Annotated in this window: 22 protein-coding genes and 4 pseudogenes; 12 read left to right on the top strand and 14 right to left on the bottom strand. The window is 69.0% G+C overall.

Annotated elements, in window-relative coordinates; genetic code table 11:
* Window positions 1–13 precede the first annotated feature (13 nt).
* From FN829_RS02680 to hisS, 4 genes are all read left to right on the top strand, one after another.
* Window positions 14–367, top strand: coding sequence for a DNA-binding protein (locus tag FN829_RS02680; protein WP_142985468.1), 354 nt, complete (start codon window positions 14–16; stop codon window positions 365–367).
* Window positions 368–961 (top strand): DUF7411 family protein, encoded by a 594-nt coding sequence (locus tag FN829_RS02675; RefSeq protein ID WP_142985467.1) that lies wholly within the window; start codon window positions 368–370, stop codon window positions 959–961.
* Window positions 962–1045: 84 nt separating this feature from the next.
* A complete protein-coding gene (locus FN829_RS02670) occupies window positions 1046–1501 on the top strand; it encodes a DUF892 family protein (protein ID WP_142985466.1) in 456 nt (151 codons plus the stop codon).
* A gap of 75 nt (window positions 1502–1576) precedes the next feature.
* The gene (hisS, locus tag FN829_RS02665) at window positions 1577–2899 is read left to right on the top strand and encodes a histidine--tRNA ligase (RefSeq protein ID WP_142985465.1); all 1323 of its coding nucleotides are present in this window, start codon (window positions 1577–1579) and stop codon (window positions 2897–2899) included.
* Here hisS and FN829_RS02660 read toward each other — a convergent pair.
* Window positions 2890–3675 (bottom strand): Nmad3 family putative nucleotide modification protein, encoded by a 786-nt coding sequence (locus FN829_RS02660; protein ID WP_142985464.1) that lies wholly within the window; start codon window positions 3673–3675, stop codon window positions 2890–2892. The two genes, hisS and FN829_RS02660, sit on opposite strands and share 10 nt — an antisense overlap.
* A gap of 116 nt (window positions 3676–3791) precedes the next feature.
* Here FN829_RS02660 and ubaA point away from each other — a divergent pair, with 116 nt between their 5' ends.
* Window positions 3792–4604: an SAMP-activating enzyme E1 gene (ubaA, locus tag FN829_RS02655; protein WP_142985463.1), complete on the top strand. Its 813-nt coding sequence runs from the start codon at window positions 3792–3794 to the stop codon at window positions 4602–4604.
* A gap of 46 nt (window positions 4605–4650) precedes the next feature.
* Here the strand turns inward: ubaA and FN829_RS02650 are convergent, their stop codons facing one another.
* Window positions 4651–5724, bottom strand: coding sequence for an aldo/keto reductase (locus FN829_RS02650; protein ID WP_142985462.1), 1074 nt, complete (start codon window positions 5722–5724; stop codon window positions 4651–4653).
* 167 nt (window positions 5725–5891) lie between these two features.
* Between FN829_RS02650 and FN829_RS02645 the strand changes: the two genes are divergently transcribed.
* Complete coding sequence (locus tag FN829_RS02645) at window positions 5892–6803, top strand: acyltransferase (RefSeq protein ID WP_142985461.1); 912 nt, start codon at window positions 5892–5894, stop codon at window positions 6801–6803.
* A gap of 275 nt (window positions 6804–7078) precedes the next feature.
* Here FN829_RS02645 and FN829_RS02640 read toward each other — a convergent pair whose 3' ends face one another.
* Window positions 7079–8956 carry a CocE/NonD family hydrolase gene (locus FN829_RS02640; protein WP_142985460.1) on the bottom strand — a complete coding sequence of 626 codons (1878 nt, stop codon included), beginning with the start codon at window positions 8954–8956 and terminating at the stop codon, window positions 7079–7081.
* A 195-nt stretch (window positions 8957–9151) separates the two neighbouring features.
* Between FN829_RS02640 and FN829_RS02635 the strand changes: the two are divergent.
* From FN829_RS02635 to FN829_RS02620, 4 genes and pseudogenes are all read left to right on the top strand, one after another.
* Window positions 9152–9427: pseudogene (locus FN829_RS02635) on the top strand (ubiquitin-like small modifier protein 1); the annotation flags it as partial.
* 42 nt (window positions 9428–9469) lie between these two features.
* Window positions 9470–9766, top strand: a pseudogene (locus FN829_RS02630) (hypothetical protein); the annotation flags it as partial.
* Window positions 9766–10164, top strand: a complete 399-nt coding sequence (locus tag FN829_RS02625) for a hypothetical protein (RefSeq protein WP_142985459.1) — start codon at window positions 9766–9768, stop codon at window positions 10162–10164. The pseudogene FN829_RS02630 and the gene FN829_RS02625, both read left to right, overlap by 1 nt.
* A 49-nt stretch (window positions 10165–10213) precedes the next feature.
* A complete protein-coding gene (locus FN829_RS02620) occupies window positions 10214–10942 on the top strand; it encodes a fumarylacetoacetate hydrolase family protein (protein ID WP_142985458.1) in 729 nt (242 codons plus the stop codon).
* Here the strand turns inward: FN829_RS02620 and FN829_RS02615 are convergent, their stop codons facing one another.
* From FN829_RS02615 to FN829_RS02590, 7 genes and pseudogenes are all read right to left on the bottom strand, one after another.
* Complete coding sequence (locus tag FN829_RS02615; protein WP_142985457.1) at window positions 10943–12133, bottom strand: DUF418 domain-containing protein; 1191 nt, start codon at window positions 12131–12133, stop codon at window positions 10943–10945. It lies immediately after the preceding gene.
* A gap of 95 nt (window positions 12134–12228) precedes the next feature.
* A complete protein-coding gene (locus FN829_RS02610) occupies window positions 12229–13293 on the bottom strand; it encodes a Gfo/Idh/MocA family protein (RefSeq protein WP_142985456.1) in 1065 nt (354 codons plus the stop codon).
* A 99-nt stretch (window positions 13294–13392) separates the two neighbouring features.
* Window positions 13393–13521: pseudogene (locus FN829_RS16345) on the bottom strand (hypothetical protein); the annotation flags it as partial.
* Window positions 13518–15392 carry a DEAD/DEAH box helicase family protein gene (locus tag FN829_RS02605; RefSeq protein ID WP_142985455.1) on the bottom strand — a complete coding sequence of 625 codons (1875 nt, stop codon included), beginning with the start codon at window positions 15390–15392 and terminating at the stop codon, window positions 13518–13520. The gene FN829_RS02605 and the pseudogene FN829_RS16345, both read right to left, overlap by 4 nt.
* An 85-nt stretch (window positions 15393–15477) precedes the next feature.
* Window positions 15478–16140, bottom strand: a complete 663-nt coding sequence (locus tag FN829_RS02600) for a TVP38/TMEM64 family protein (protein WP_142985454.1) — start codon at window positions 16138–16140, stop codon at window positions 15478–15480.
* A 61-nt stretch (window positions 16141–16201) separates the two neighbouring features.
* Window positions 16202–16744, bottom strand: a complete 543-nt coding sequence (locus FN829_RS02595; RefSeq protein WP_142985453.1) for a hypothetical protein — start codon at window positions 16742–16744, stop codon at window positions 16202–16204.
* A 67-nt stretch (window positions 16745–16811) separates the two neighbouring features.
* A complete protein-coding gene (locus tag FN829_RS02590; RefSeq protein WP_142985452.1) occupies window positions 16812–17633 on the bottom strand; it encodes an NAD(+)/NADH kinase in 822 nt (273 codons plus the stop codon).
* Window positions 17634–17750: 117 nt separating this feature from the next.
* On the opposite strand from FN829_RS02590, the gene FN829_RS02585 reads away from it, so the two are divergent.
* On the top strand, window positions 17751–19094 hold the full coding sequence (locus FN829_RS02585; protein WP_142985451.1) for a KaiC domain-containing protein: 1344 nt from the start codon (window positions 17751–17753) through the stop codon (window positions 19092–19094).
* A 90-nt stretch (window positions 19095–19184) separates the two neighbouring features.
* Here the strand turns inward: FN829_RS02585 and FN829_RS16505 are convergent, their stop codons facing one another.
* Window positions 19185–19328, bottom strand: a complete 144-nt coding sequence (locus FN829_RS16505) for a DUF7475 family protein (RefSeq protein ID WP_449272318.1) — start codon at window positions 19326–19328, stop codon at window positions 19185–19187.
* A 17-nt stretch (window positions 19329–19345) separates the two neighbouring features.
* Here FN829_RS16505 and FN829_RS02580 point away from each other — a divergent pair.
* Window positions 19346–19639 (top strand): annotated as a pseudogene (locus tag FN829_RS02580) (arsenate-mycothiol transferase ArsC); the annotation flags it as partial.
* 43 nt (window positions 19640–19682) lie between these two features.
* Here FN829_RS02580 and hcsS read toward each other — a convergent pair.
* The 3 genes from hcsS to FN829_RS02565 form a co-directional block, all read right to left on the bottom strand.
* The gene (gene hcsS, locus FN829_RS02575) at window positions 19683–19907 is read right to left on the bottom strand and encodes a halo-CC-star protein HcsS (RefSeq protein ID WP_142985450.1); all 225 of its coding nucleotides are present in this window, start codon (window positions 19905–19907) and stop codon (window positions 19683–19685) included.
* On the bottom strand, window positions 19898–20314 hold the full coding sequence (gene hcsL / locus FN829_RS02570; RefSeq protein WP_142985449.1) for a halo-CC-star protein HcsL: 417 nt from the start codon (window positions 20312–20314) through the stop codon (window positions 19898–19900). The genes hcsS and hcsL overlap by 10 nt, the downstream gene beginning before the upstream one ends.
* The coding region (locus tag FN829_RS02565; RefSeq protein WP_142985448.1) for a TRC40/GET3/ArsA family transport-energizing ATPase at window positions 20311–21651 on the bottom strand (1341 nt) is incomplete at its 5' end. The genes hcsL and FN829_RS02565, both read right to left, overlap by 4 nt.

The raw sequence follows: 21651 nt of genomic DNA, 5'->3' as shown, positions 1-21651 counted from the left end.
AGAACGGACGGGTATGAGCGGTAACTCCGACGACGAACGGCTCGAGGAACTGCGGGAGAAGAAGATGCAGGAGCTTCAGGACCGAGCGGGCGAGGGCGGCGGCGACGCCGAGGCCCAACAGGAGGCCCAACAGCGCGCGGAGGCCCAACAGGAGGCCGTTCTCAAACAGTACCTGACCGACGGCGCGCGCCAGCGTCTCAACGCGGTCGAGATGTCGAAACCGGAGTTCGCGAAGAAGGTCAAACAACAGGTCGCGGCGCTCGCACAGAGCGGTCGCGTCCAGGGGCGCATCGACGAGGACCAGATGCGCGACCTGCTCAAGGAGCTCCAGCCCGAGCAGAAGAGTTTCGACATCCGGCGGCGGTAGATGGAGCTCGCGCTCTTGTACAGCGGGGGAAAGGACTCCTCGCTCGCCGCGGCCCTGCTCGACCGGTTTTACGACGTTCGGTGCGTGACGGGCAGCTTCGGGCTCACCGACGACTGGGAGCACGCCGAGCGCGCGGCCGCGGAGATCGGCTTCCCGTTCGAGCGGATCGAACTCGACCGCGCGATCGCCGAGGAGGCCGCGGAGCGCATGATCGCCGACGGCTACCCTCGAAACGGGATCCAACGGGTCCACGAACACGCGCTGGAGACGATCGCCGAACGCGACGTCGACGCGATCGCCGACGGCAGCCGCCGGGACGACCGGGTTCCGACGGTCTCGCGCGCGCAGGCACAGAGCCTGGAGGACCGTCACGACGTCGACTACATCTCGCCGCTCTCGGGGTTCGGCCGGCACGCGGTCGACCGGCTCGTGGAGGCGACCTTCGAGGTCGAACAGGGCCCGAGCGAGCAGGTCCCGAAGGCCGACTACGAGGACGAGCTGCGCGCGCTCATCGCCGAGGAACACGGCGAGGAGACGGTCGCGGACGTGTTCCCGGACCACGACCAGACGTACGTCCACGGGCGGAACGACTGAGCTACGGGTAGCGGTCGAGCCGTGCGTTCCTGTCGGATGAGAGGAGCCGGAACGGCTTTCGGTCCACGGCGACTACGTGTTGGCATGGCATCAGACCGCGTCGTCGACCTGCTCCGGAAGGCGTACGCCGACGAGATCGAGACCGTGATGAACTACCAGACGAACGCGATCGTTCTCGACGGCGTCCGAGCCGAGGAGATCAAGGAGAGCCTCCAGACGGACATCCAAGAGGAGCTCGGCCACGCGGAACAGCTCGGCCAGCGGCTCAAACAGCTCGACGCGCGACCGCCGGGGTCCGCGGAGTTCACTGCCCGCCAGGACTCGCTCCAGCCGCCAGAGGACTCGACCGACGTGCTCGCCGTCATCGAGGGCGTGCTGGACGCCGAGGAGGACGCGATCGCGACCTACCGGGACCTGATCGACGCCGCCGAGGAGGCGAACGACCCCGTGACCGAGGACCTCGCCGTGACGATCCTCTCGGACGAGGAGGCCCACCGCACCGAGTTCCGCGGCTTCGAGAAGGAGTACCGGTCGGAGTAGCCGAGGCTCGCCGCGGTCCGTCCCGCCCGCTCCCGAAAGGATGGTTTCAAGCGGGCGCTCGTCGAAGCCGCGTCCATGTACGAGGGACTCAAAGGCTTTCGCGACTTCTACCCCGGGGAGCAGTCGGCCCGCCGGGAGGTGACGGACGCGATCGAGGGCGCGGCCGCGCGGTACGGCTTCCGCGAGGTCGCGACGCCCGCCTTGGAACGGACCGAGATGTACGTCGACAAGTCGGGGGAGGGGATCGTCGAGGAACTGTACGCCTTCGAGGACAGGGGCGGCCGCGAGGTGTCTCTCACTCCCGAGCTCACGCCGACCGTCGCCCGGATGGTCGTCGCCAAGGGCCAGGAGCTCTCGAAGCCGATCAAGTGGACGTCGACCCGGCCGTTCTGGCGCTACGAGCAGGTCCAACAGGGGCGGTTCCGCGAGTTCTATCAGACGAACATCGACATATTCGGATCGTCCGCGCCGGAGGCCGACGCCGAGGTCCTCGCGGTCGCGGCCGACGCCCTGACCGACCTGGGACTCACCGGAGACGACTTCGAGTTCCGCGTCTCCCACCGGGACGTGCTCGGCGGACTCGTTCGCGCGCTCGCCGAGGATCCCGACGCGGTCGACACCGAGGCCGCGATCCGCGCGGTCGATAAGCGCGCGAAGGTGGACGACGGCGAGTACTTCGGCCTGCTGTCGGACGCCGGACTCGACCGCTCGACCGCCCGCGAGTTCGACGACCTCATCTCGAACGTGGACGACCCCGCGGACCTCGACGCGGTCGCCGAGGCGGGCGGCGAGGACGTCGAGGACGCCGTCTCGAACCTCCGGAGCGTGCTCGCCGCCGCCGACGACTTCGGCGCGGGCGAGTTCTGTGAGATATCGCTCACGACCGCCCGCGGGCTCGACTACTACACCGGCGTCGTCTTCGAGTGTTTCGACTCCACCGGCGAAGTCTCCCGGTCGGTCTTCGGCGGCGGCCGCTACGACGACCTGATCGAGAGCTTCGGCGGCCAGCCCACGCCCGCGGTGGGCGTCGCGCCCGGGCACGCCACGCTCAAACTGCTGTGTCAGCGCGCCGGCGTCTGGCCCGACGAGGAGCTCTCGACGGATTACTACGTCCTCTCGGTCGGCGACACCCGCTCGAAGGCGGCCGAGATCGCCCGAGACCTCCGCGCGCTGGGCGACGACGTGGTCGTCGAAAGCGACGTCTCGGACCGCTCGTTCGGCGCACAGCTCGGCTACGCCGACTCGATCAACGCCGAGACGGTGGTCGTGGTCGGCGAGCGCGACCTCGCGAACGGCGAGGTGACGGTGAAGGACATGGAAAGCGGCGACGAGACGACCGCGCCGGTCGAGGAGTTCCCGCCGGAGTCGGGTCGACCGACGTACGACGACTACGAGTAGGTCGATCGACCGCGCACGCAGACCCGTTCCAGAAGCGTCGCCGTCGCGGGCTCGTCGAACCGCAGCGGTCGCCGCCACCACGGTCCCTTCCCGGAGTCGCTCGAGCGGTCGGTGACGAGTTCGTTCGCGTCGGATCCCGACTCCGGCGTGCTCAGCGGAACGACGCGTTCGAAGAGCCCGGACTCCTCCGTGTCGCCGGCAACGACGACCCGGGCGTCGAAGGGGTCGCGTTTCAGGTGGGCGTTCGTCGGGACGGCCTCGGCGGCCGCGGCGCGCTCGGGGTTCTCGATCACCCGATCGACCCGGATCCCGGCGAACAGGTACGCGCCCCAGTCGGGCGCGAGGTCGTCGTCGACGCGCTCGGTAACCGAGCCCCCTTCGGCATCCGGACCGCCCCACCCCGCCGGCCGGAGCGAGAGCGTCGCGTAAAAAAGCAGCCAGTCGCCCGGCTCGAGTTCGCCGATCGGACCGGCCTTGATCCCGTGGGGATCGCCGTACGTCGCGTGTTCTCGGCCGTGGACGCCGGGGAACTCCGGATCCATGTGGACCGGCCGGTCACGGAGCGGGTCGGGGAGCGCGAACGGGACGTCGAGGTCGGCGTACGTCGGGAGCGGTTCGTCGACCGGGAATCGGTCGCGGGGAAGCGTCTCGGCCGATTCAGGGATCGGGACGTACGCGAACGACCCGTCGGGGTACACCGGGCCGCGGAAGCCGGGATCGTTGGTGTTGGCGGCGACGTTGACGGCGACGGTGCGGGGCTCGAACTCGTCATTCACTGCGCCGACGTACGAGACGGGGTCGCATAACGGTGCTGGCTGCCCCGCGTCGGGAAAGCCGTTGTATCCGAACCGTCGGGAAAGCCGTTATACCCGATCACCTCCCACGTCCATCCATGAGTCTCTCGCTGGACGCCACGCAGCTCGACCGGTACTCCAGACACATCATCATGGACGAGGTCGGTCCGGAGGGACAGAAGCGACTCCTGGAGAGCAGCGCGCTCGTCCTCGGCGCGGGCGGGCTCGGCGCGCCCGTGATCCAGTACCTCGCGGCCGCCGGCGTCGGAACCCTCGGGATCGTCGACGACGACGTGGTCGAGCGCTCCAACCTCCAGCGACAGGTGATCCACGGCGACGCCGACGTCGGCGAGCCCAAGGTCGAGTCCGCCGAGCGGTTCGTCGACCGGCTCAACCCCGACGTCGACGTGGAGACCCACGAGACCCGCCTCGACGTGGAGAACGCCCGCGAGCTGATCGGCGGGTACGACGTCGTCGTCGACTGCGCGGACAACTTCCGGACGCGGTACGTCGTCAACGACGCCGCCCGGATCGAGGGCGTCCCCGTCGCTCACGGCGCGATCTACAAGTTCGAGGGGCAGGCGACGACGCTCGTCCCCGACGGCCCCTGCTACCGGTGTCTGTTCCCGGAAGCACCCGAGCCGGGAACCGTCCCCGACTGCGCGACGACCGGCGTGCTCGGCGTGCTCCCCGGCACGCTCGGGTGTATCCAGGCGACGGAGGCGGTCAAACTCCTGCTCGACGCCGGCGACCCGCTCGCGGGCCGGCTGCTGTTTTACGACGCGATGGACATGACCTTCGAGACGGTTCCGTATCGGCGGAACCCGGACTGCCCGGTGTGTGGCGAGGGCGGGATCGAGACGATCGAGGGCGTCGACTACACCGGCGGCTGTCGCATCGACGCGGACTAGTCGCCGGCGTCGACGGCGAGGCCGCCGGTCCGGCCGAATCGACCGGTCAGTACGAGGCAGCGCGTTTGTCGAGGCCCGCGGCCGCGATGTCCTCGCCGTCGACGGAGGTTCGGAGGACGTCCATCCCGTCGTCGCGGTCGATGTCGAAGTTGCGCGCGTACAACTCCTCGAGCCGGTCGTACTCGGCCTCGGAGATCGGGGGCACGTCGCTCGCGGCGCTCCACTCGGCGATGTCGTCGCCGTCGCGGAACGTCGGCGTCACGGAGGCGACCTCGTCGTGTGCGAGCAGCCACCGGATCGACGCCTGACTCAGGGTTCGGGTTCCCTCGGCGTGGTCGGGGTCCTCCAAAAAGCGGATCGACTCGACCTTCTCCCAGCCGGTCTCGTACCACTCCGTCGGGCGATGTGAGCGGTGATCGCCGTCCTCCAACACGGTGTCGGGCGTCACCTGCTCGTTGAGCAGTCCCGAGGAGTGCGGGACGCGCGCGATGACGGAGGTGTCGGAACCCGTCTCGCGGATCGTGTCGATGAAGTGTCGGCCGGGCTCCTGTTCGAAGAGGTTGAACACGGTCTGGACCGCGTCGAACTCGTCGTACTCGACGGCGGCGTCGCCCTCGGCCAACCAGCCGATCGAGGGACCGAGCGCCCAGCCGAGCGCCCGTACCCGCCCCTCCGATTTCCACTCGCGGAGGAGGTCCCGCACCTCGGGCGTGACCTCGTCGACGTTGGCGTTGTGAAGTTGGAGCAGGTCGACGTAGTCCGTGTCGAGTCGGTCGAGAGAGGACTCGAGCGCCTCGCGGAGGTACTCCTCGTTCAGCTCCTTCGGGAGTTCGCCGTGGCCGGCCTGCGGGTTGTCGTAGAAGTCGTAGCCGACCTTCGTCGCCAGCGTGACCTCCTCGCGGCGGTCGGCGATCGCCTCCCCGACGATCCGTTCGCTGTCGCCGTGGCCGTACACGTCGCCGGTGTCGACGTAGGTGACGCCCGAATCGAGGGCGTCTCGGACCATCGACACCGCCTGGTCGTCCGAGCGGTCGCCCCACCAGTCCGTCCCGACGACCCACGCGCCGAAGCCGATCTCCGACACCTCGACGCCGGAGGTCCCGAGTTCTCGGTGCTGCATGAAGCGCCGTTGGAAGCGAGGACACTTATCGGGCGCGGTCGTCCCCGGTCGCTGGGATCGCGGGACTCCCCCGGCGTGTCGACCGCTGTGGCCGACGAGACGGCCGCGCGGTGGCACGTGCGCCACACAACCGAACCCATTTGAGGGTCCCGGCCGAAATCCTTCCGATGACAAAGCGACACGTGTCCCTGCCGGACGACGCGGAGGCGTCGGTCCAGGGCTTCATCGACGAGGTCGACGACAGGCTCTCCTCGAACGAGGACACCTGCGACGTCGTTCGGGACACGCTGATCGACCTCCACGGCGACCGCGAGGCGTGGGAGGCGTGGCAGGCGGGCGAGGACGTCTCGAAGGCCGAACGCGTCCGGCTCCAGGGATACGACCCGTGTAACGCCACGCTCGAGTCGGAGTACTACGCCGAGAAGGACGAGGAGGAGTTCCGGCGCTCGAAACACCTCCAGTGGCTCTGGCGGCAGTTCGACGCCACGCCGATGGCCGACAACGTCGAGTTCGCCCTCCGGTTCCGACGGATGCTCGGCAACCACCTGTTCGCCGAGTGCGGCGACGGCGTGCGCTTCTTCAAGGGGATCTCCTTCACCTACGGGCACAACATCGAGATCGGCGACAACGTCGTGATCCACGACGACGTCCACCTCGACGACCGCGGCAGGCTGACGATCGGCGACCGCGCGTCCGTCTCCGACGGGGTCCACGTGTACAGCCACGACCACGACCTCGTCGATCAGACCGAGGTCCGAAACTTCCACACCGTCATCGCCGCCGACGCCAGAGTCACGTACGACGCGATGGTCCGAGCCGGCTGCCGGATCGGAGAAAACAGCGTCGTCGGTGCGCGAGCCGTCGTCCAGGGCGACGTCCCTGACCACCACGTCGCGGTCGGGACGCCCGCCCGCAGCATCCGCGTGAAACCCGGCTGGGAGGACGAAGCCGAGGACCTCGAGGACGGTCGGCTCCCCGACCGGAGCGACGAACGCGAGATCGAATACGAACTCCCCGACGACCTCGACCGATTCGACGAGTTCCAGCGAGACCTCCACCGGCCGAATCAGTCGCGGTGACGCCGGCGACGGCGCCGTGGTCGGCGGCGTAGTCATTGTCGGCGTGGCCGCGGGCGTGAGCGTGGAGTCGACTTCCCCTCCGGCCACGAGGGGTTTATAACCTCCACTCCACAAACCCGGAACGGTGGCCGTGACGACGTGTTACCCCCACTGAGCCCCTTGTGACGACGGGTTTCCACCGAGCCACCACTTCGAACCCGGAGAGCCGCGCGCACGATCGTCGATGAACGGATCGGGCCCTCCGGGTCGGCGGCGTTGCGTACGCCGGGACGGGCCTATCCGGATCGGACCGGTAGCTCCACGCACGTCGGGTGCTCGGCCCCGTGGTGGATCGTGTTCGTCGCGGTCCGGTACTCGCGGTCGCCGTAGAGGTCGCCGCCCGTGTTGTGGTTGACGTCGTACCGCGGGTAGTTCGACGAGGAGACGTCGAGCCGGATCCGGTGTCCCGGCTCGAACGCGTTCGCGGTGGGGTATAACTCCAGCTCGAACTCGTACACCTCGCCCGGTTCGAGGAGGTCCGGCTCGGCCCGGTAGTTCCTGTAGCGTCCCCGGCAGATCGAGTCGGTGAGGTTGAGCGCGAAGCCGGAGGGGAACTCCTCGCTCGCCGGGTACTCGTCGATCAGCTTCGCGGTGAAGTCGGTATCCGGGCCGTCAGTCGACGCGTGGAGGCGAACGCGGACCGGCCCCGCGACCTCGACGGCCTCCTCGAGCGGCGGCGTTCGGAAGACCACGACGTCGTCTCGCTCCTCCAGCGGGCCGTAGGGCGGGTCGGCCCCGAACGTCTCCGGGCGCGTCCGCTGGTCGTAGCCGCCGCGACCCGTGATGCTCACCGTCGGCCGGTCCGCGAGCGGGAGGTCCTCGATCCGCTCCTCGCGGGGCTCGAAGGTGTAGTACGACGAGCAGTTCCCGCCGAGCGTCGGCACCGGGTCCCGCGGGTCGAACTCGTAGGTCGTCGACGCGCCGACCGCCTCCGGCGGGTCGGTCGCGAGCGTGCCGTCGCCGTGCGCGTAGTAGGCGGTGACGTCGGTGTTCGGCAGCGGCCAGTCGCTCCCCGCCTTCCACTCGCCGCCGTGGCGGAGCTTCCCGTCCCCGGTCGCGGTGCCGTCGCCGGCACCCATCCGGAAGTACTGGACCCGCGGCTCGTTCCACGTGTCCAGCCCCTTGAGATAGCGATCGAAGAAGCGCAGCTTCGTCTCGAGGTAGTCGCGTTTCATCGCGTCGCCGAAGGCGGTCTCGCCCGAGTACGGTTTCGTCCACGTCGACTGGCCGCCGTGGGTCCACGCGCCCATGACGAGGAAGTGATCGCTCGCCTTGCGCTTCGAGAGCGCCTCGAAGTTGTCACAGGTCGCCTTCGCGTAGGAGTCGTACCACGAGCCGGCGTAGACGGTCGGCACGTCGGCGCTCTCCTCGTAGTGCGCCTCGAAGTTGATGCTCGGGTCCTCCCAGAACGCGTCGTCGCCGGGCGTCCGCGCGAAGTCGAAGACGTACTCCTCGTAGTTCGGGAGGTGTGAGAGGGGCGACTGGCCGGGGAGCACCGGCTCGTTCGCGAGCATGTCGCGCGTGTCGACGTCGGCGATCCGCCGCCGGAGATCCTCATCCTCGAGGACGCGCTTCGCGAATCCGCCGCCGATCGTCAACGACCACGTGAGCCACCGCAGCTCGAGGGCCCCGTGGTGTCGCAGCGTCGCCTTCCACGCGTTCGCCGCGCCCTGGTTGACGAACATCGCCGCCAGCCCCCGCGGCCGCTGGGTCGCCAGCGCGTTCTGGACCCACGCCATGTAGGAGGTGCCCATCGTCCCGACCTGGCCGTCGCAGTACGGGCGGTCGGCCAGCCACTCGACCGTGTCAGCGCCGTCCTCGGCCTCGTTGACGAGGAGGTAGAACTCGCCGTCGCTGGCGTACCGGCCGCGAACGTCCTGGAGCGCGACCACGTAGCCGCGCTCGGCGTACCAGTTCCCCGCCTGCTCGACGCGCTCGCGGGCGCGCTTGTCGTACGGCGTGCGGACGAGAAGCGCCGGCTTCGGCTCGTCGATCGGCTCGCCCGTCTCCGGGTCGGCCGGGCGGTACACGTCGGTCGCGAGCGCGACGCCGTCGCGCGTCTCCACCGTCGCGTCGTGACGCACCACGACTCCGTACTCGGGCGATGATACCATACGTCACGCTCTCGGACGAGGATCTTGAACTTTGCCCCGACGCGGTGGCCGTGACGACGTGTCTCCCCCACGATCCCGTCGTGACGACGAGGTTCCACCGAGCCGCCACCTTCCGACCGCCGAGAGCCGCGGCGGCACCCGCCGGTACCGCCGGAGACGCCCGTTTTTAAGCCGCCGCGGCCCGACCGGATCGACATGGAACTGGAGTTGCGGTTCTTCGCGACGTTTCGGGAGGCCGCCGGGGGGAAGACCGTCGTCCGCGAGTTCCCGGACGGGTCGGACGTCGGGGACGTGCTTCGCGCCCTGGAAGACGAGTACGACGGGATGGACGGTCGGTTGATCGTCGACGGCGAGTTGGCCCCGCAGATCAACGTCCTGAAGAACGGCAGGGAGGTGTTACACCTCCAGGGGCTCGACACCGATCTCGCCGACGGCGATCGGCTCTCCGTCTTCCCGCCCGTCGCCGGCGGGACGACCGGAACCGATGCCGTCGACTCCGAGGAACCCGCATCCGAACCGCCCGCCGAACGGGGATGGGTCCGCCGCGAGGTCGCGTACCGAGGGATATCTCGCCGGCTCGCGGCCCACTACCTCGAGAACCTCGGCGGCGAGCTCGTGGGGACTGACGACCCCGCGGAAGCGACGCGCGTCGACGGCGACGGTTGGCGGGCGACGCTGTCCGCGAGAAAGGTGACCGCGGCGGCGTCCATCAGGCTCACCGAGGTGACGGTGTCGTTCGCGGGCGAGGAGGGCGTCCTCGAGGAGCTCCTCCCGAAGTTCGAACGGAAGGCGATGCGTGCGGGCGGCTGATGGGCGCGGGATCGACCGGAAACGACGGCGGGGACCACCCGATCGACGGGACCGCTCTCTTGAAGGCCGCGGCGCTCGCGAGCGTCCCCGCCGACCGGCTTCCCTCGTTGCTGGCGCGCGTCCAGGCCGATCTCGGGCCGCGGATCGACGAGTACCGACGGCGGTACGAACGGATCGAGGCCGCACCCGACCGGGAGACGTTCCTCGTCGAGCGCGACCACTGGGAGGCGATCGCCGTGCGACTCGGCCTCTCCGAGCGCGAGCGCGACGCCGCCGAACGCGCCCACGAGACCGCCGTTGAGCGGTGGGGATCGACGACGGACCGGCGAGCCGAGTTCGAGACCGCCCTCGAGATCCGGTCGGCGGTCGTGATCGGCGTCGACGGGAGCGAGGAGTGAGACCGCCCGTACCGACGGACCTTTCTCGCCCGCCCGAGGACGGATCCGCATGCGACTCGCCCGCCTGCTGACACCCGATGGACCGGTCGCCGGTCGATACGAGGACGGAGCCGTCGTCGCCGACGACGGCCGGTACGAGGTCGGCCGCGACGGTCGGCTCCTCCCTCCGTGCGAGCCGAGCGCGCTCTACTGCGTCGGGCGAAACTACGCGGAGACGCTCGATCAGATGGAGTACGAACGCCCCGAGGAGCCGGACTTCTTCGTCAAGCCCCCGACGAGCCTCCGCGCACACGGGCAGTCGGTCCGCTACCCCGAGTGGACCGACGAGCTGACCTACGCCGGCGAGCTCGTCGCCGTGATCGACGAACGGTGTCGCGACCTCGAACCCGAGGACGTGCCGGACGCGGTCCGCGGATACACCGTCATGAACGACCTCGACGCCCTCGACCAGCAGGGGCGGACCGCGCGGAAGGCGTTCGACGGCTCCGGTCCCCTCGGCCCCTGGATCGAGACCGACGCCGACCCCGCGGGGATGGCGATGTCGACGACGGTCAGCGGCGAGCTACGGCAGGACGCGAACACGGACCTGATGCTGTTTTCCCCCGACGAGATCGTCTCGTATCTCTCCCGCCGGTTCACCTTTCGGCCGGGCGACTGCGTCGCGTTCGGGAGTCCCGCGAATCCCGGGCTCGTCGAGCCGGGCGAGCGCGTGGAGATAACCTACGAGGGGGTCGGGACGCTCTCGAACCGGATCGTGGCCGGGTCGGGCTCGGAGTAGTCACATCGGCTGGCGCTCGCCGTAGGTGAGCGTCCGCCAGAGCCACTCGACCGGTCCGAACCGGTATCGACGGAGCCACAGCACCGAGAGGACCACCTGTACCGCCCAGAAGGCGACCACCATCCCCAGCGCCTCGATCCGGCTCACGGAGCCGAACAGGCCGAGGCCGTGCCCGTAGAAGACGGTGGTCGCGACGACCGTCTGGAGGAGGTAGTTCGTGAACGCGGTCCGGCCGACGGCCGCGAACGCGCGGGTCGCGGGGCCGTCCGGACGCCAGCGCGCGTAGAGGGTGACGACGCCGACGTAGCCGCCGGCGACGAGGAGGCTTCCGACGTAGTTGAACTGCCGCCAGAACAGCGCCGCGTCGGCGCTCCAGTCGTTGGATTCGACGTACCAGACGCCGGCGAGAACGATCCCGACGCCGACGACCCCGCCCGCGACGAGCCGCCGATAGAACGCCGAGGACCGCTCGGCGGTGAACACCCCCCACTTGTAGAGGCCCATGCCGAGCAGGACGGTCCCGCCGACCCGCCAGAACGTCCCGCCGAGAAAGCCGACGGTCTGTCGCTCGAAGGCGGTGGGAACCCGGTGATCGAGTTGGGCGATCCAGCCGCTCCGGTAGGTCTCGACCTCCGCGCGGAGGATCGATTCCGCCGGTTGCCACTGGCTCGCGATCGCCTCGCCGCCGACGGTGAGCCCCGCGAACACCTCCAGAAGGGGCGTAACGAGGAGGAAGACGAGAGCCAGCCCGGCGAGCGCCCGCGGTTCCCAGTCGTGCGCGAAGACGAGTGCCAGCCCGCAGAACCCGTAGGCGACGAGGATGTCCCCGTACCAGAGCAGGTACGCGTGTGCCAGCCCGATGACGATCAGCCAGATCGTCCGGCGGTAGTGAAGCCTCATCGCCGGCTGTCCCTTCCGCTCCTTGCTCTCGATGAAGAGGACGATCCCCGCGCCGAACAGCGCCGAGAAGACCGTGATGAACTTCTGTTCGGCGAGGACGTGCCCGACGAGCCACGCCCAGTAGTTCACGCCGGAGAAGTCGCCGTACACGGTGGGGTTGAGGAGCGTCGTCTCGGGCATCGAGAACACTCGAATATTGATGACGAGGATGCCGAGGACGGCCACGCCGCGGAGCGCGTCGAGGCTCACGATCCGTTCGGAGGGAGGGGTGGGTCCGGGCGAGTCGCTCACGATACGCGGGTCGACGGACTACAGCGACGAATAGGTTCGTGATCCGGAGCGAAACGGATTCGCGATTCGATCGGCGGTCGATCCCCTCTTCCGTGTCAGTCCAACTGGACCGCGCGGCCGGTCTCGGAAGAGCGATAGATCGCGTCGATCACGCGCTGGACGGCCAGTCCCTCCTCGACCGTGTTGATCGCGGGCTGTTCGCCCGCCGCGACGGCCTCGAGGAAGACGTCCTGTTCGACCCCGTGGCTGTTGTCGTCGCGCGTCTCGACCTCCGTGTCCGAGAGGTGGTGTCCGCCGCCGACGCTCGCCTCGTGGAGCGTGAGCTCGTCGCGGCCGCGGTCGAACGTCGCGCCCGCTTCCGTGCCCCGGATCACGAACTCGTCGGTCGCCGGTCGGTTCGTCGCCCACGCCACCTCTAACGACACGGTGCTGCCGTCGGCTCCGCGGATGAACGCCGAGGCGGAGTCGTCGACGTCGAACCCCTCCGGTCCGGCGTCCTCCCCCCAGCTGTCGATGTACGCGTAGTCCTCCCGGTCGCCGAACTCCGATCGCGCCTCCCCGGTGACCTCGACGATCTCGGGGTGATCGAGGAAGTAGAGCGCCAGATCGATCGCGTGAACGCCGATGTCGATGAGCGACCCGCCGCCCGCGACGTCCTTCGAGGTGAACCAGGATCCGCGGCCGGGGATCCCGCGACGGCGGACGTAGTTGGCCTCGACGTGGTTCGTCTCGCCGAAGCGCCCCTGGTCTTGGTGGTGTTTGATGACCCGGACGGGGTGCCGAAAGCGGTTGTTGAACCCGACCATACAGAACCCGTCGGCGTCGGCGGCCGCGTCGGCGATCCGCTCGGCGCTCTCGAGGGTGTGTGCGAGCGGCTTCTCCAAGAGCACGTCGAGGCCGGCGTCCAGCGCCGCCGTCGCGTACTCCTCGTGGAACCGGTTCGGCGTGGTGATCAGGACGGCCTCGCAGTCGGCGTAGAGGTCCTCGGCCTCCTCGTAGGCGTGGAGGTCGAACTCCTCGTGGAATCGGCGACGGGCGTCGGCGTCGATGTCCATGCCGCCGACGAGGTTCGCGTCCCGCTCGAGGAACTGTCTCGCGTGGTGGGTGCCGATGCCGCCGAGGCCGACGATCCCGACGGCGACGTCGTTGGCGCTGGTCATGTCTCGAGATTCACAACGGGTGTTGTTAAGACTCACGCTCCGGTCGAAACGGGAGACGACGCCGATAGGCGGAGTCTCGGGACGCGTTCGTTCGGCGGCCTACCGTTCCCGAGTCATCCACTCGCTGGCCTGCGGCTCGTCCGGGTCGGTGACGATCTCGACGAGCGCCGGTCCGTCGTGCGCACGCGCGCCGTCGACCGCGTCGCCGACGACGGCGAGGTGGCTCACTCCGCCACGTTCGTCTCGCGCACCCGGACGCCCTTGCGCGCGAGGTGGCGCATCTGCCGCTGGGCGAACTCCTCCTCGCTCGTCCCGCGGGTCGCGAGCACGTACACGAGCGCCGACCCCTCGGGGCGCATCGTCCGCCCGGCGCGCTGAGAACCCTGTCGACGGCTCCCGCCGAGGCCGCTCGCGACGACCGCCAGCTCCGCGTTCGGGAGGTCGATCCCCTCGTCGCCGACCCGCGAGACGACGAGCACGTCGAGGTCGCTCCCTTCCTCGCGGAACCGTCGGAACAGCTCCGCGCGGTCGTGGTGGGGCGTCTCGCCGCTGACGAAGGGCGCGCCGATCGCGTCGGCGATCGCCTCGCCGTGATCGAGGTACTCGACGAACACGAGCGCCTTCTTCCCCCGGTGGGCGGCGAGCAGGTAGCGCACCTCCGCGACCTTCGCGGGGTTCTCGGCGGCGAGCCGGCGACGCTCCCGCCCGTCGGCGCTGACGTACTCGTTTCGCGCCAGCTCCTCGCGCCACGGGACGTACCGGATCTCGACTTCCGGTTCTTGGACGAACCCCGCCTCGAACAGCGCGTCCCAGTCGGCCCCGATCGGCTGCCCGATCAGGGTGTATATCTCCTCCTCGTTGCCCGTCTCCCGGACCGGCGTCGCCGACAGCCCGAGCCGGTGTTTGCTCTGGAGTTCGGCGGTGCGGGAGTAGACGGGCGCGCTGACGTGGTGCGCCTCGTCGAAGCAGATCAGTCCCCACTCGCGGGAGTCGAACAGGGAGCGGTGGCGGTCCATCCCGGCGATCTGGTAGGTCGCGATCGTGACCGGCCTGATCTCCTTTTCCCCGCCGTGATACAGCCCCACGTCGGCGGGGTCGACCGTGGAGTGAGCGAGGAGCTCATCGCGCCACTGTCCCGCGAGCTCGCGCGAGGGGACCAAGATCAGCGTCTCGCCGCCGACGGCCGCGATCGTCGCGATCGCGGCGATCGTCTTGCCCGAGCCCGGCGGTCCGACGTACACTCCCGAGCGCGACTCGAGGAAGGTATCGACCCACGTCTCCTGGTAGTCGCGAAGCTCGGTCGTGAGGTCGATGTCGACGGGATCGCCCGTCTCCAGGTCCCTGTCGTCCTCGACGGGATAGCCCGCGTCGTACAGCGCGCGCTTGACGCTCGCGACGGCGTCCTCGTTCACCCACGCCTCCGTCTCGGAGATCGGCGCGCGGAGCTGGCCGTCCTCGAGGTGGCTCTCGGCGACGTTGCCCATCAGGCTCTCGTTGGCCGCCTCGAGAACGACGTAGCCGTCCTCGTGGGTGTACAGCCGGAAGCGGTGCGCGCGCCGCCACTGGTCGCGGACCCACTCCTCGAGGTGGTCGGCGCGTCGCGGGAGGACGGCACGCAGGCTCCCGATCAGTCCGTCGGCGTCCTCGAACGGCGCGGCCCACACGTCCTCCTGACGGATCCGGTAGAGGTACCCCCGCGTGCCGGGCTCGGTCCCCGTGGTGTCGACGAGGTACGCGAACTGCGAGAGCCGCGCCCGGGTGAACTGCGTCGGCCGGTCGACGACGATCTCCCGGCGGCTCGGGAAGGCGACCACGCGCTCGCGGGACGCCAACGCACCCCAGTCGCTCGGGTAGAAGACGACCGGATCGCTCTCGACGTCGAGCCGGTCCACGTCCCCGCGCTCGACGAGGTCGGAGAGCGCGTCGCGGGCGGCGGCCTGCGTCGTCCCCAGCCGACGGGCCACCTCGCTGGCGGTCGCGACGGGGCGTTCCTCGGCCTCGAGCGCCTCGTGAAACCGATCGATCGGGACGTCGGTGGGGTCCCCTCCGGTGGCGGGGTCGTCGTCGGAGGCGGCGGGCTCGCCGGTGTCGTCGGTCATCGTGGGCGGTTCGGTCGCGACGCGGAAATGGGTAGCGTCCGCGCTCGCACGAACCGGCGACCGATCGCGGACCGCCCTCGGCGACTCAGCCGTCCCCGTCCGCCGGTCGGTCCCGAATCGCCCGATACAGCGGTCCAGCGAGCAGAACCGCGCCCGCGAGTCCGAACGCGACGAGCAGGCCGGGGTCGGCGACGGCCAGCTCCCCGCTCGCGAGTCGATCGGCGGAGACGCCGACCGCGACGCCGGCGATCACCCACGGAAACTCGCCGATCGCGGTTCCGGCGAGGAACGCTCGAGGACCGACGTTCGACACGCCGGCGGTCACCGAAACCGCGTCCGCGGGCACGGGGAGAAACCGGGTCCCCGCGACCGCTCGGAGGCCCCCCGCGTCGGCGACGAGTCGTCCGCCGGCCGACGAGACGCGCTCGACCGCCCGGGACCCGTTCACGAGACGGACGCGTCCGATCCGGGCGAGCCAGTAGGGCGGGACCGCCGTCGCCGTCAGGAGAACCGCGCCGACCGGGACGCCGGCCCAGCCGTACCCGAACCCGGCGACGACCGCGATAAGCGTCGTCGGCCACGCCAGAAACGGACGGATCGTCGCCAGTACGACGAGCGCGATCCCGAACCGGAGCGGGTCGGCCGCGAGCCACTCGAGCGTCGCGAGCGCCGCCGTCGGCGACGCGGCCCACGCCAGCAGAACCGCGACCGCGACGACCGCGCCGCCGAGGACGTACCGACGGTTCACGGAGGGGAGACGAACGGGCGCGATAAACGCCTTGTGGGAGCGAAAGAGCTCGGGGGAGACGTCACCCCTCGAAGTCGGCCTCCTCGACGAAGGCCTCGCGGAACTCCGCGGAGAGGTGCCGCCGCTGCCACGCCCGCACCTCCGCCTCGCCGAGCCGGCTCGCCCACAGCGTGAGCAGGCTCGCACAGAGCGCGATCCCCGGAACGACGAGGGCGGCCGCGTCGATCAGGAGGTCGGGGCGAAAGAGGAAGAATCCGATCCGATCGCGAAGCGCCCCCCACGCTGGTCCGAAGGCGAGCCAACGGGCCGCGAACGGGACGACCCCCACCGTCGCGATCGGGTACGCGAGCACGTCCGTCACCGGACCTCCCCTGCCGCGCACGAAGGCGACGGCGTAGACGGTCCAGCAGGCGAGCGACGCGAAGACGGACGCGACCCGCCGAGGGGCCGCCGATCCGCCGTGATCGAGCGCGCCGAGTCCGAAGAACAATGCGGCGGAACCGACGTATCCGACGAGACACGCGAGGGCGCCGAGCGCGAGGACGAGCGCGTGATCGCGGGGAGATTGATCGGCGAACGGTCCGAGCCCGAGCGGGAGGTTCATCGCTCGCGGGTCGGGTCGGCGGCGGGTTGAACGTTGCGCGTCGCCCTCGGCCGGAACGGCCGTCCCGTCAGGACAGCTTCTCCAGCGCCTCGAAGAAGTCCGACTCCGGTCCGGCGATCCGCATCGGGGGCGTGGTCCGCTCGATCGTCACCTCGACCGGCCCGGTGAGCTTCCGGGCGTTCCGTCCGTCGCTGACGACGACCGCCTCGTTCGGGTCCGACACCGACACCGTGACCGTCGCGTCGACGTCGACGACGAGGGGGGGCATCCCCGCCTCCGGAGCCATCTCGTTGACTATCAGGCCGTCGACGTCGGGGTGGACGAGCGGCCCCCGTTCGGAGAGGTTGTACGCAGTGGAACCGGTCGGCGTCGCCACGAGGACGCCGTCGGCGTGACCGCTCGCGTACCGCGATCCGTCGACGCGCAACTCGTAGTCGACGCCGCCGCCGGGACCGCGGCGCCCGCCCTGAACGACCACCTCGTTGGCCGCGGGGACGGACTCCCAGCCGTCGGCGCGCGCGGCGAGTCTCGGGACCTCCCGAACGGCCATCGCGCCGTCGAGGAACCCCTCGACCGCCGTGAGCACCGCCTCCTCGGCGGCTTCGGGCGGAACGGCGTTGAGGAACCCGACCTCCCCGAGGTTGACCCCGAGTATCGGCGTGTCGCCGGCGTTGCGCGCGACGAACAGGAACGTTCCGTCCCCGCCGACCGCGACCGCTAGGTCGCAGTCGGAGAGCGCGTCGACGGCTTGCCCCTCGACGTCGAGGTCGATCGCGGTCTCCTCGTCGATCCAGACCGCCTCCCCGGCGTTCCGAACGGCGTCGCGTATCCCGGCGGCGACCGACGCGGCTTCGGGGTTCCCCTTCCGCGCCACGATCCCGACTTCCATGTCCGCGGATTTCGCCCCGCCGAGTAAAAGCGTGTGGACCTCGCTGCCGCCGGAAAGGTTCAAGCCGGCGGCCCTCGTTCCCCGGTACATGGCGATCCCGAACGGACGCCTCGAACCATGAGCGACGAGGAGGAGGACTGGTTCGAACGCGCGCTGCGGGAACTCGACGACGAGAGCGATCTCGACGCCGACGAACGGGATGACGGCGAAGGAAACGCCGACGAACGGAACGGCGAGGAACCGACCTCGGAAGCCGAAGACGGCATCGACCTCGACGACGGGGCGGTCGGAGACGACGACGGAACCGAGCGCGGCGGCGCTCCGAGCGGCGGTGATCCAGCGCCCGAATCGGACGTCGAGACGGCGGACGAGGGCGACCCCGAGGCCGAGCGAGATCCCTTCGGTGGCGGTAGCGGCGGTGACGGGGACGGCGGTGGCGACGGTGACGGGGGCGGCACCGTCGACCGTGATCCGTTCGGCGGCGGTGGCGGCGAGAGCGGCGGTGCGGGATCCTTCGGCGACGACGACCCGTTCGGTGGCGGCGGTGGTAGCGGCAGCGGAGGATCCTTCGGCGAGGGAGACCCTTTCGGTGGCGGCGGTGGCGGCGGTGGCGGGTCCTTCGGTGAAGGAGATCCCTTCGGTGGAGGCGGTGGCGGGTCCTTCGGTGAGGGAGATCCCTTCGGTGGAGGCGGTGGCGGTGGCGACGCTGGGTCGGACGGGCCGACGGGGTTCGACGAGGCGGACGCCGAGGAGTTCGAGTCGGACATCGACCGGACGGACATCGGGATCGACGGGCTCGACGAGATGATCCTCGGGGGCGTGCCGAGCCGGTCGCTCCTGACGGTCATCGGCGGCGCGGGGACCGGCAAGACCACGTTCTCGCTACAGTTCCTCAACGAGGCCCTCGAATCCGACGAGCGGGGGGTGTACATCACGCTCGAGCAGAGCCGGGAGTCGATCCTCGCGACCGCCGAGGAGAAGGGGTGGCCGTTCCGGGAGTACGTCGAGGAGGGGAAGCTCGCGGTCGTCTCGCTCGACCCCATCGAGATGGCGAACTCGCTGGCGTCGATCCGCAACGACCTCACGCGGCTCATCGCGGACTTCGGCGCGGACCGTCTCGTGCTCGACTCCGTCTCGCTGCTCGAGATGATGTACGACCACCCCGCCAAGCGGCGCTCGGAGGTGTTCGGGTTCACCCGACTGTTGAAGGAGGCGGGCGTGACGACGCTTCTCACCTCCGAGGCGAGCGACGAGACGCCGTACGCCTCGAGATACGGCCTCGTCGAGTACCTGACCGACGGCGTGTTCGTCCTCCAGTACGTCCGCGGCTCCGATTTCCGGGAGACCCGTCTCGCCGTCGAGATCCAGAAGATCCGCGACGCGAACCACTCCCGCGAGACGAAACCCTACGAGATCACGAACGAGGGCATCTCGGTCTACCGACAGGCGAACATCTTCTGAAGCGGAGGCTCAGTCGAACTCTCGTTGTTCGGACGTTTCTTCCGCTGAAACGGTCGTTATTGGGACATCTTTCGGAAGGAACGGGCAAATCTATCGCCAGAACCGGGTGAAATACAGTGCTGCTCCGTCGAGGAAACCTAGTCCGTTGAGCACGAAGAGGACCGCCAGTACAACGCTCATCTCAATGGCCCGTGTCGTCGCCACGAGATGAATGATTCCCGTAGTGAAAGCCAAAAGAGTGGACCGGGAGGCCGCCCGCGGGATTTGTCGTCAGAGCAATGAGAGAGCGAGACATCGATCTCAGCGACCGAACGCCACGAGAGGTGACGCCAGACGAGCTCCAGGCGATCGATCTCGTCGTCAGGATGGGACGTTCGGCATCGAACGTGTGCCCGGCGACGTGGAACGGCGAGAATTGCGATTGGGGGCTCGACGACCCCCACGAGCGTCCGATCGAGCAGGTTCGTGAGATCCGTGACGAGATCGAAGAACGTGTCGTCTCGCTGTTCGACGAACTCCTGTCGCAAACTCCGTCCGCGGAGTGACGATTGGCAGGGTCGTCAGCCGGAACGACTTTTGTGATCTCCCCTAACAGCAGCCGTCGTCGTCGGCGCCGCAGACGCTCCCGTAGTCGACACCAGTCTCGTCGCCGATCGCCTCGTTACACTGCATCACCATGGTGGTGAACGTGAACTCCGAGGAGGACTCTTTCGCCGCCGCAAGCTCCTCGCCGAGCGCCTCGGCGGCCGCGACAACCTCTTCGTCCGTCACTTCTAACTCGCTAGCGTCCTGACCGGAAGCGCTCAACAGCACCCACCTCCGGTGGATCGCGCGAACTCCTCGCCGATCTCGTCGCTGATGGTGTCGTTCGTCCGCTGAAGCAGTTCTATCAGATCGGCCTGTGCGGCCTGCTGACGCTGGATCGTCTCGTTGTTCGACATTTCAGTCTGGAGCTGCTTCAGCTCGGCCATCACCGACTCGTCGAAGCCACCACGCTGCATCTGTTGTTGCTTTCGCTGGTACTCGCGGAGCAGCGCCATCGCGTCGTCATCGTCCTGTAACGCCTCGTCGGCCGCGACGAACTGTTGATACGTCTCAGACTCGCTGAGCGCGTCGAGGAACTCGCGGAGTGCTGCCTCAACGTTGGCTTCTACGTCTTCCTCACCGGGTACGCCCACGCTGTCCTCGGCCGCACCTTCCACGTCCTGTGCGTCGCTCACGAGGGCGTCACCTCCGGTGCGTCGGCTTCGACAACGTCTGCGAGTCCGGTAATCTCCTCACCGAAGGCGCTGAGTTCGTCGAGCCCGATTGGTTCATCCTGCCGGAGCGGCGCCAACATCAACGGTGCGTCGAACCGGCCTCGAATCTCTTCGAGATACTGGACCTGCTGGGCGCGCCGGTTCGCGAAGAAGGCGTTGTCGCCGTACTCCTCGGGGAGGAGGTAGTTGGCGACGACCAGCGAGGTCTCGATGCCGACCTGATCTTTGAGGTCGGCGGCAGCCCGGTACGCCTCCATCATCGGGGTGTACTCGGGGTACATCACGAACGCGAACGTGCTCCGTTCGGGGTCTTTCATCGTCTCGATGACTTCGTCGTACTGGTCACCCTTGGAGGGCGCGGCGCCCTTCGTTAGCGAGCCGAGGTCCATGAACCCCTTCCAGTCCGAGGGGAGTTCGAGCAGGCGGAGCGTGTGGCCCGTCGGCGCCGTGTCGAAGACGACGACATCGTAGCCGTCCTCGTCGAAGTAGCTCACGAACTTCTCTAAGGCGGCCATCTCCTCGGCACAGGGTGACTCCAACTCCTCTTCGACGTTCGCGATCGCAGCGTCGACGTCGATCTGCGTGTCGTCTTTGTCCTCGTACATCTCGGTGACGTGGTCGAGGACTTGCTCGCGGTACTCCGCAAGCGCTTTTTCTTGGTCGATCCGCGCCGCGTCGAGGTTCTCCTGGCCGACCGAGGTGGGTTCGTGGCCCACGGGCTCACCGAAGATGTCCTCTAAGTGCGCGGCCGGATCGGTCGTGACGACGAGCGTCTCGTGGCCCGCCTCGGCAAGTTTCGTCGCCGTCGTCGAGGCGATCGTACTCTTGCCGACGCCGCCTTTCCCGGTGAAGAAGAGGTACTGCGTCTCGTCGCCCGGCGTGAGTTGATCGACGACCGCGTCACGGTCCGCCATCGAATCGAACTCGGCCGCGCCGTCAGCATCGACGTCAGTCGCGGTCCCGACGTCGACGGTCGCTTCTTTGCCGTCGTAGAGGACACCACCCACGTCCGCGAGCAGGTCGAGCCCGGCGATCTCGCCGGGCTGGAGCGGGTACGTCGCCGTTGCGTCGGCATCGAACTCCTCGCGGGCGCGCTCGATGACGGCCTGCTCGTCCGCGCGTTTCCCCTCGAAGAAGGGGTCGTCACACACCGACTCGGTCAGGTAGCCGTTGAGGATCAACAGCTGTGACTCGATCCCGAGATCGCCGAGGTCGCTCGCGCTGCGTTCGATCTCGTCGATCGAGGAGTCCTCCGGCTTGCCGACGAAGGCGAAGGAAGTGCGCTCGTCGTCCTGGAG

It is taken from the genome of Halorubrum cibi, assembly GCF_900182635.1.
GTDB classification, from domain to species: Archaea; Halobacteriota; Halobacteria; order Halobacteriales; family Haloferacaceae; genus Halorubrum; species Halorubrum cibi.
The sequence above is the reverse complement of the archived record's forward strand: the minus strand, read 5'-3'. Positions and strand labels throughout refer to the sequence as shown.

Coding starts and splice junctions, on each gene's coding strand:
- FN829_RS02680 (WP_142985468.1), top strand. CDS start 14: ATGAGCGGTAACTCCGACGACGAACGGCTCGAGGAACTGCGGGAGAAG.
- FN829_RS02675 (WP_142985467.1), top strand. CDS start 368: ATGGAGCTCGCGCTCTTGTACAGCGGGGGAAAGGACTCCTCGCTCGCC.
- FN829_RS02670 (WP_142985466.1), top strand. CDS start 1,046: ATGGCATCAGACCGCGTCGTCGACCTGCTCCGGAAGGCGTACGCCGAC.
- hisS (WP_142985465.1), top strand. CDS start 1,577: ATGTACGAGGGACTCAAAGGCTTTCGCGACTTCTACCCCGGGGAGCAG.
- ubaA (WP_142985463.1), top strand. CDS start 3,792: ATGAGTCTCTCGCTGGACGCCACGCAGCTCGACCGGTACTCCAGACAC.
- FN829_RS02650 (WP_142985462.1), bottom strand. CDS start 5,724: ATGCAGCACCGAGAACTCGGGACCTCCGGCGTCGAGGTGTCGGAGATC.
- FN829_RS02645 (WP_142985461.1), top strand. CDS start 5,892: ATGACAAAGCGACACGTGTCCCTGCCGGACGACGCGGAGGCGTCGGTC.
- FN829_RS02640 (WP_142985460.1), bottom strand. CDS start 8,956: ATGGTATCATCGCCCGAGTACGGAGTCGTGGTGCGTCACGACGCGACG.
- FN829_RS02625 (WP_142985459.1), top strand. CDS start 9,766: ATGGGCGCGGGATCGACCGGAAACGACGGCGGGGACCACCCGATCGAC.
- FN829_RS02620 (WP_142985458.1), top strand. CDS start 10,214: ATGCGACTCGCCCGCCTGCTGACACCCGATGGACCGGTCGCCGGTCGA.
- FN829_RS02610 (WP_142985456.1), bottom strand. CDS start 13,293: ATGACCAGCGCCAACGACGTCGCCGTCGGGATCGTCGGCCTCGGCGGC.
- FN829_RS02605 (WP_142985455.1), bottom strand. CDS start 15,392: ATGACCGACGACACCGGCGAGCCCGCCGCCTCCGACGACGACCCCGCC.
- FN829_RS02595 (WP_142985453.1), bottom strand. CDS start 16,744: ATGAACCTCCCGCTCGGGCTCGGACCGTTCGCCGATCAATCTCCCCGC.
- FN829_RS02590 (WP_142985452.1), bottom strand. CDS start 17,633: ATGGAAGTCGGGATCGTGGCGCGGAAGGGGAACCCCGAAGCCGCGTCG.
- FN829_RS02585 (WP_142985451.1), top strand. CDS start 17,751: ATGAGCGACGAGGAGGAGGACTGGTTCGAACGCGCGCTGCGGGAACTC.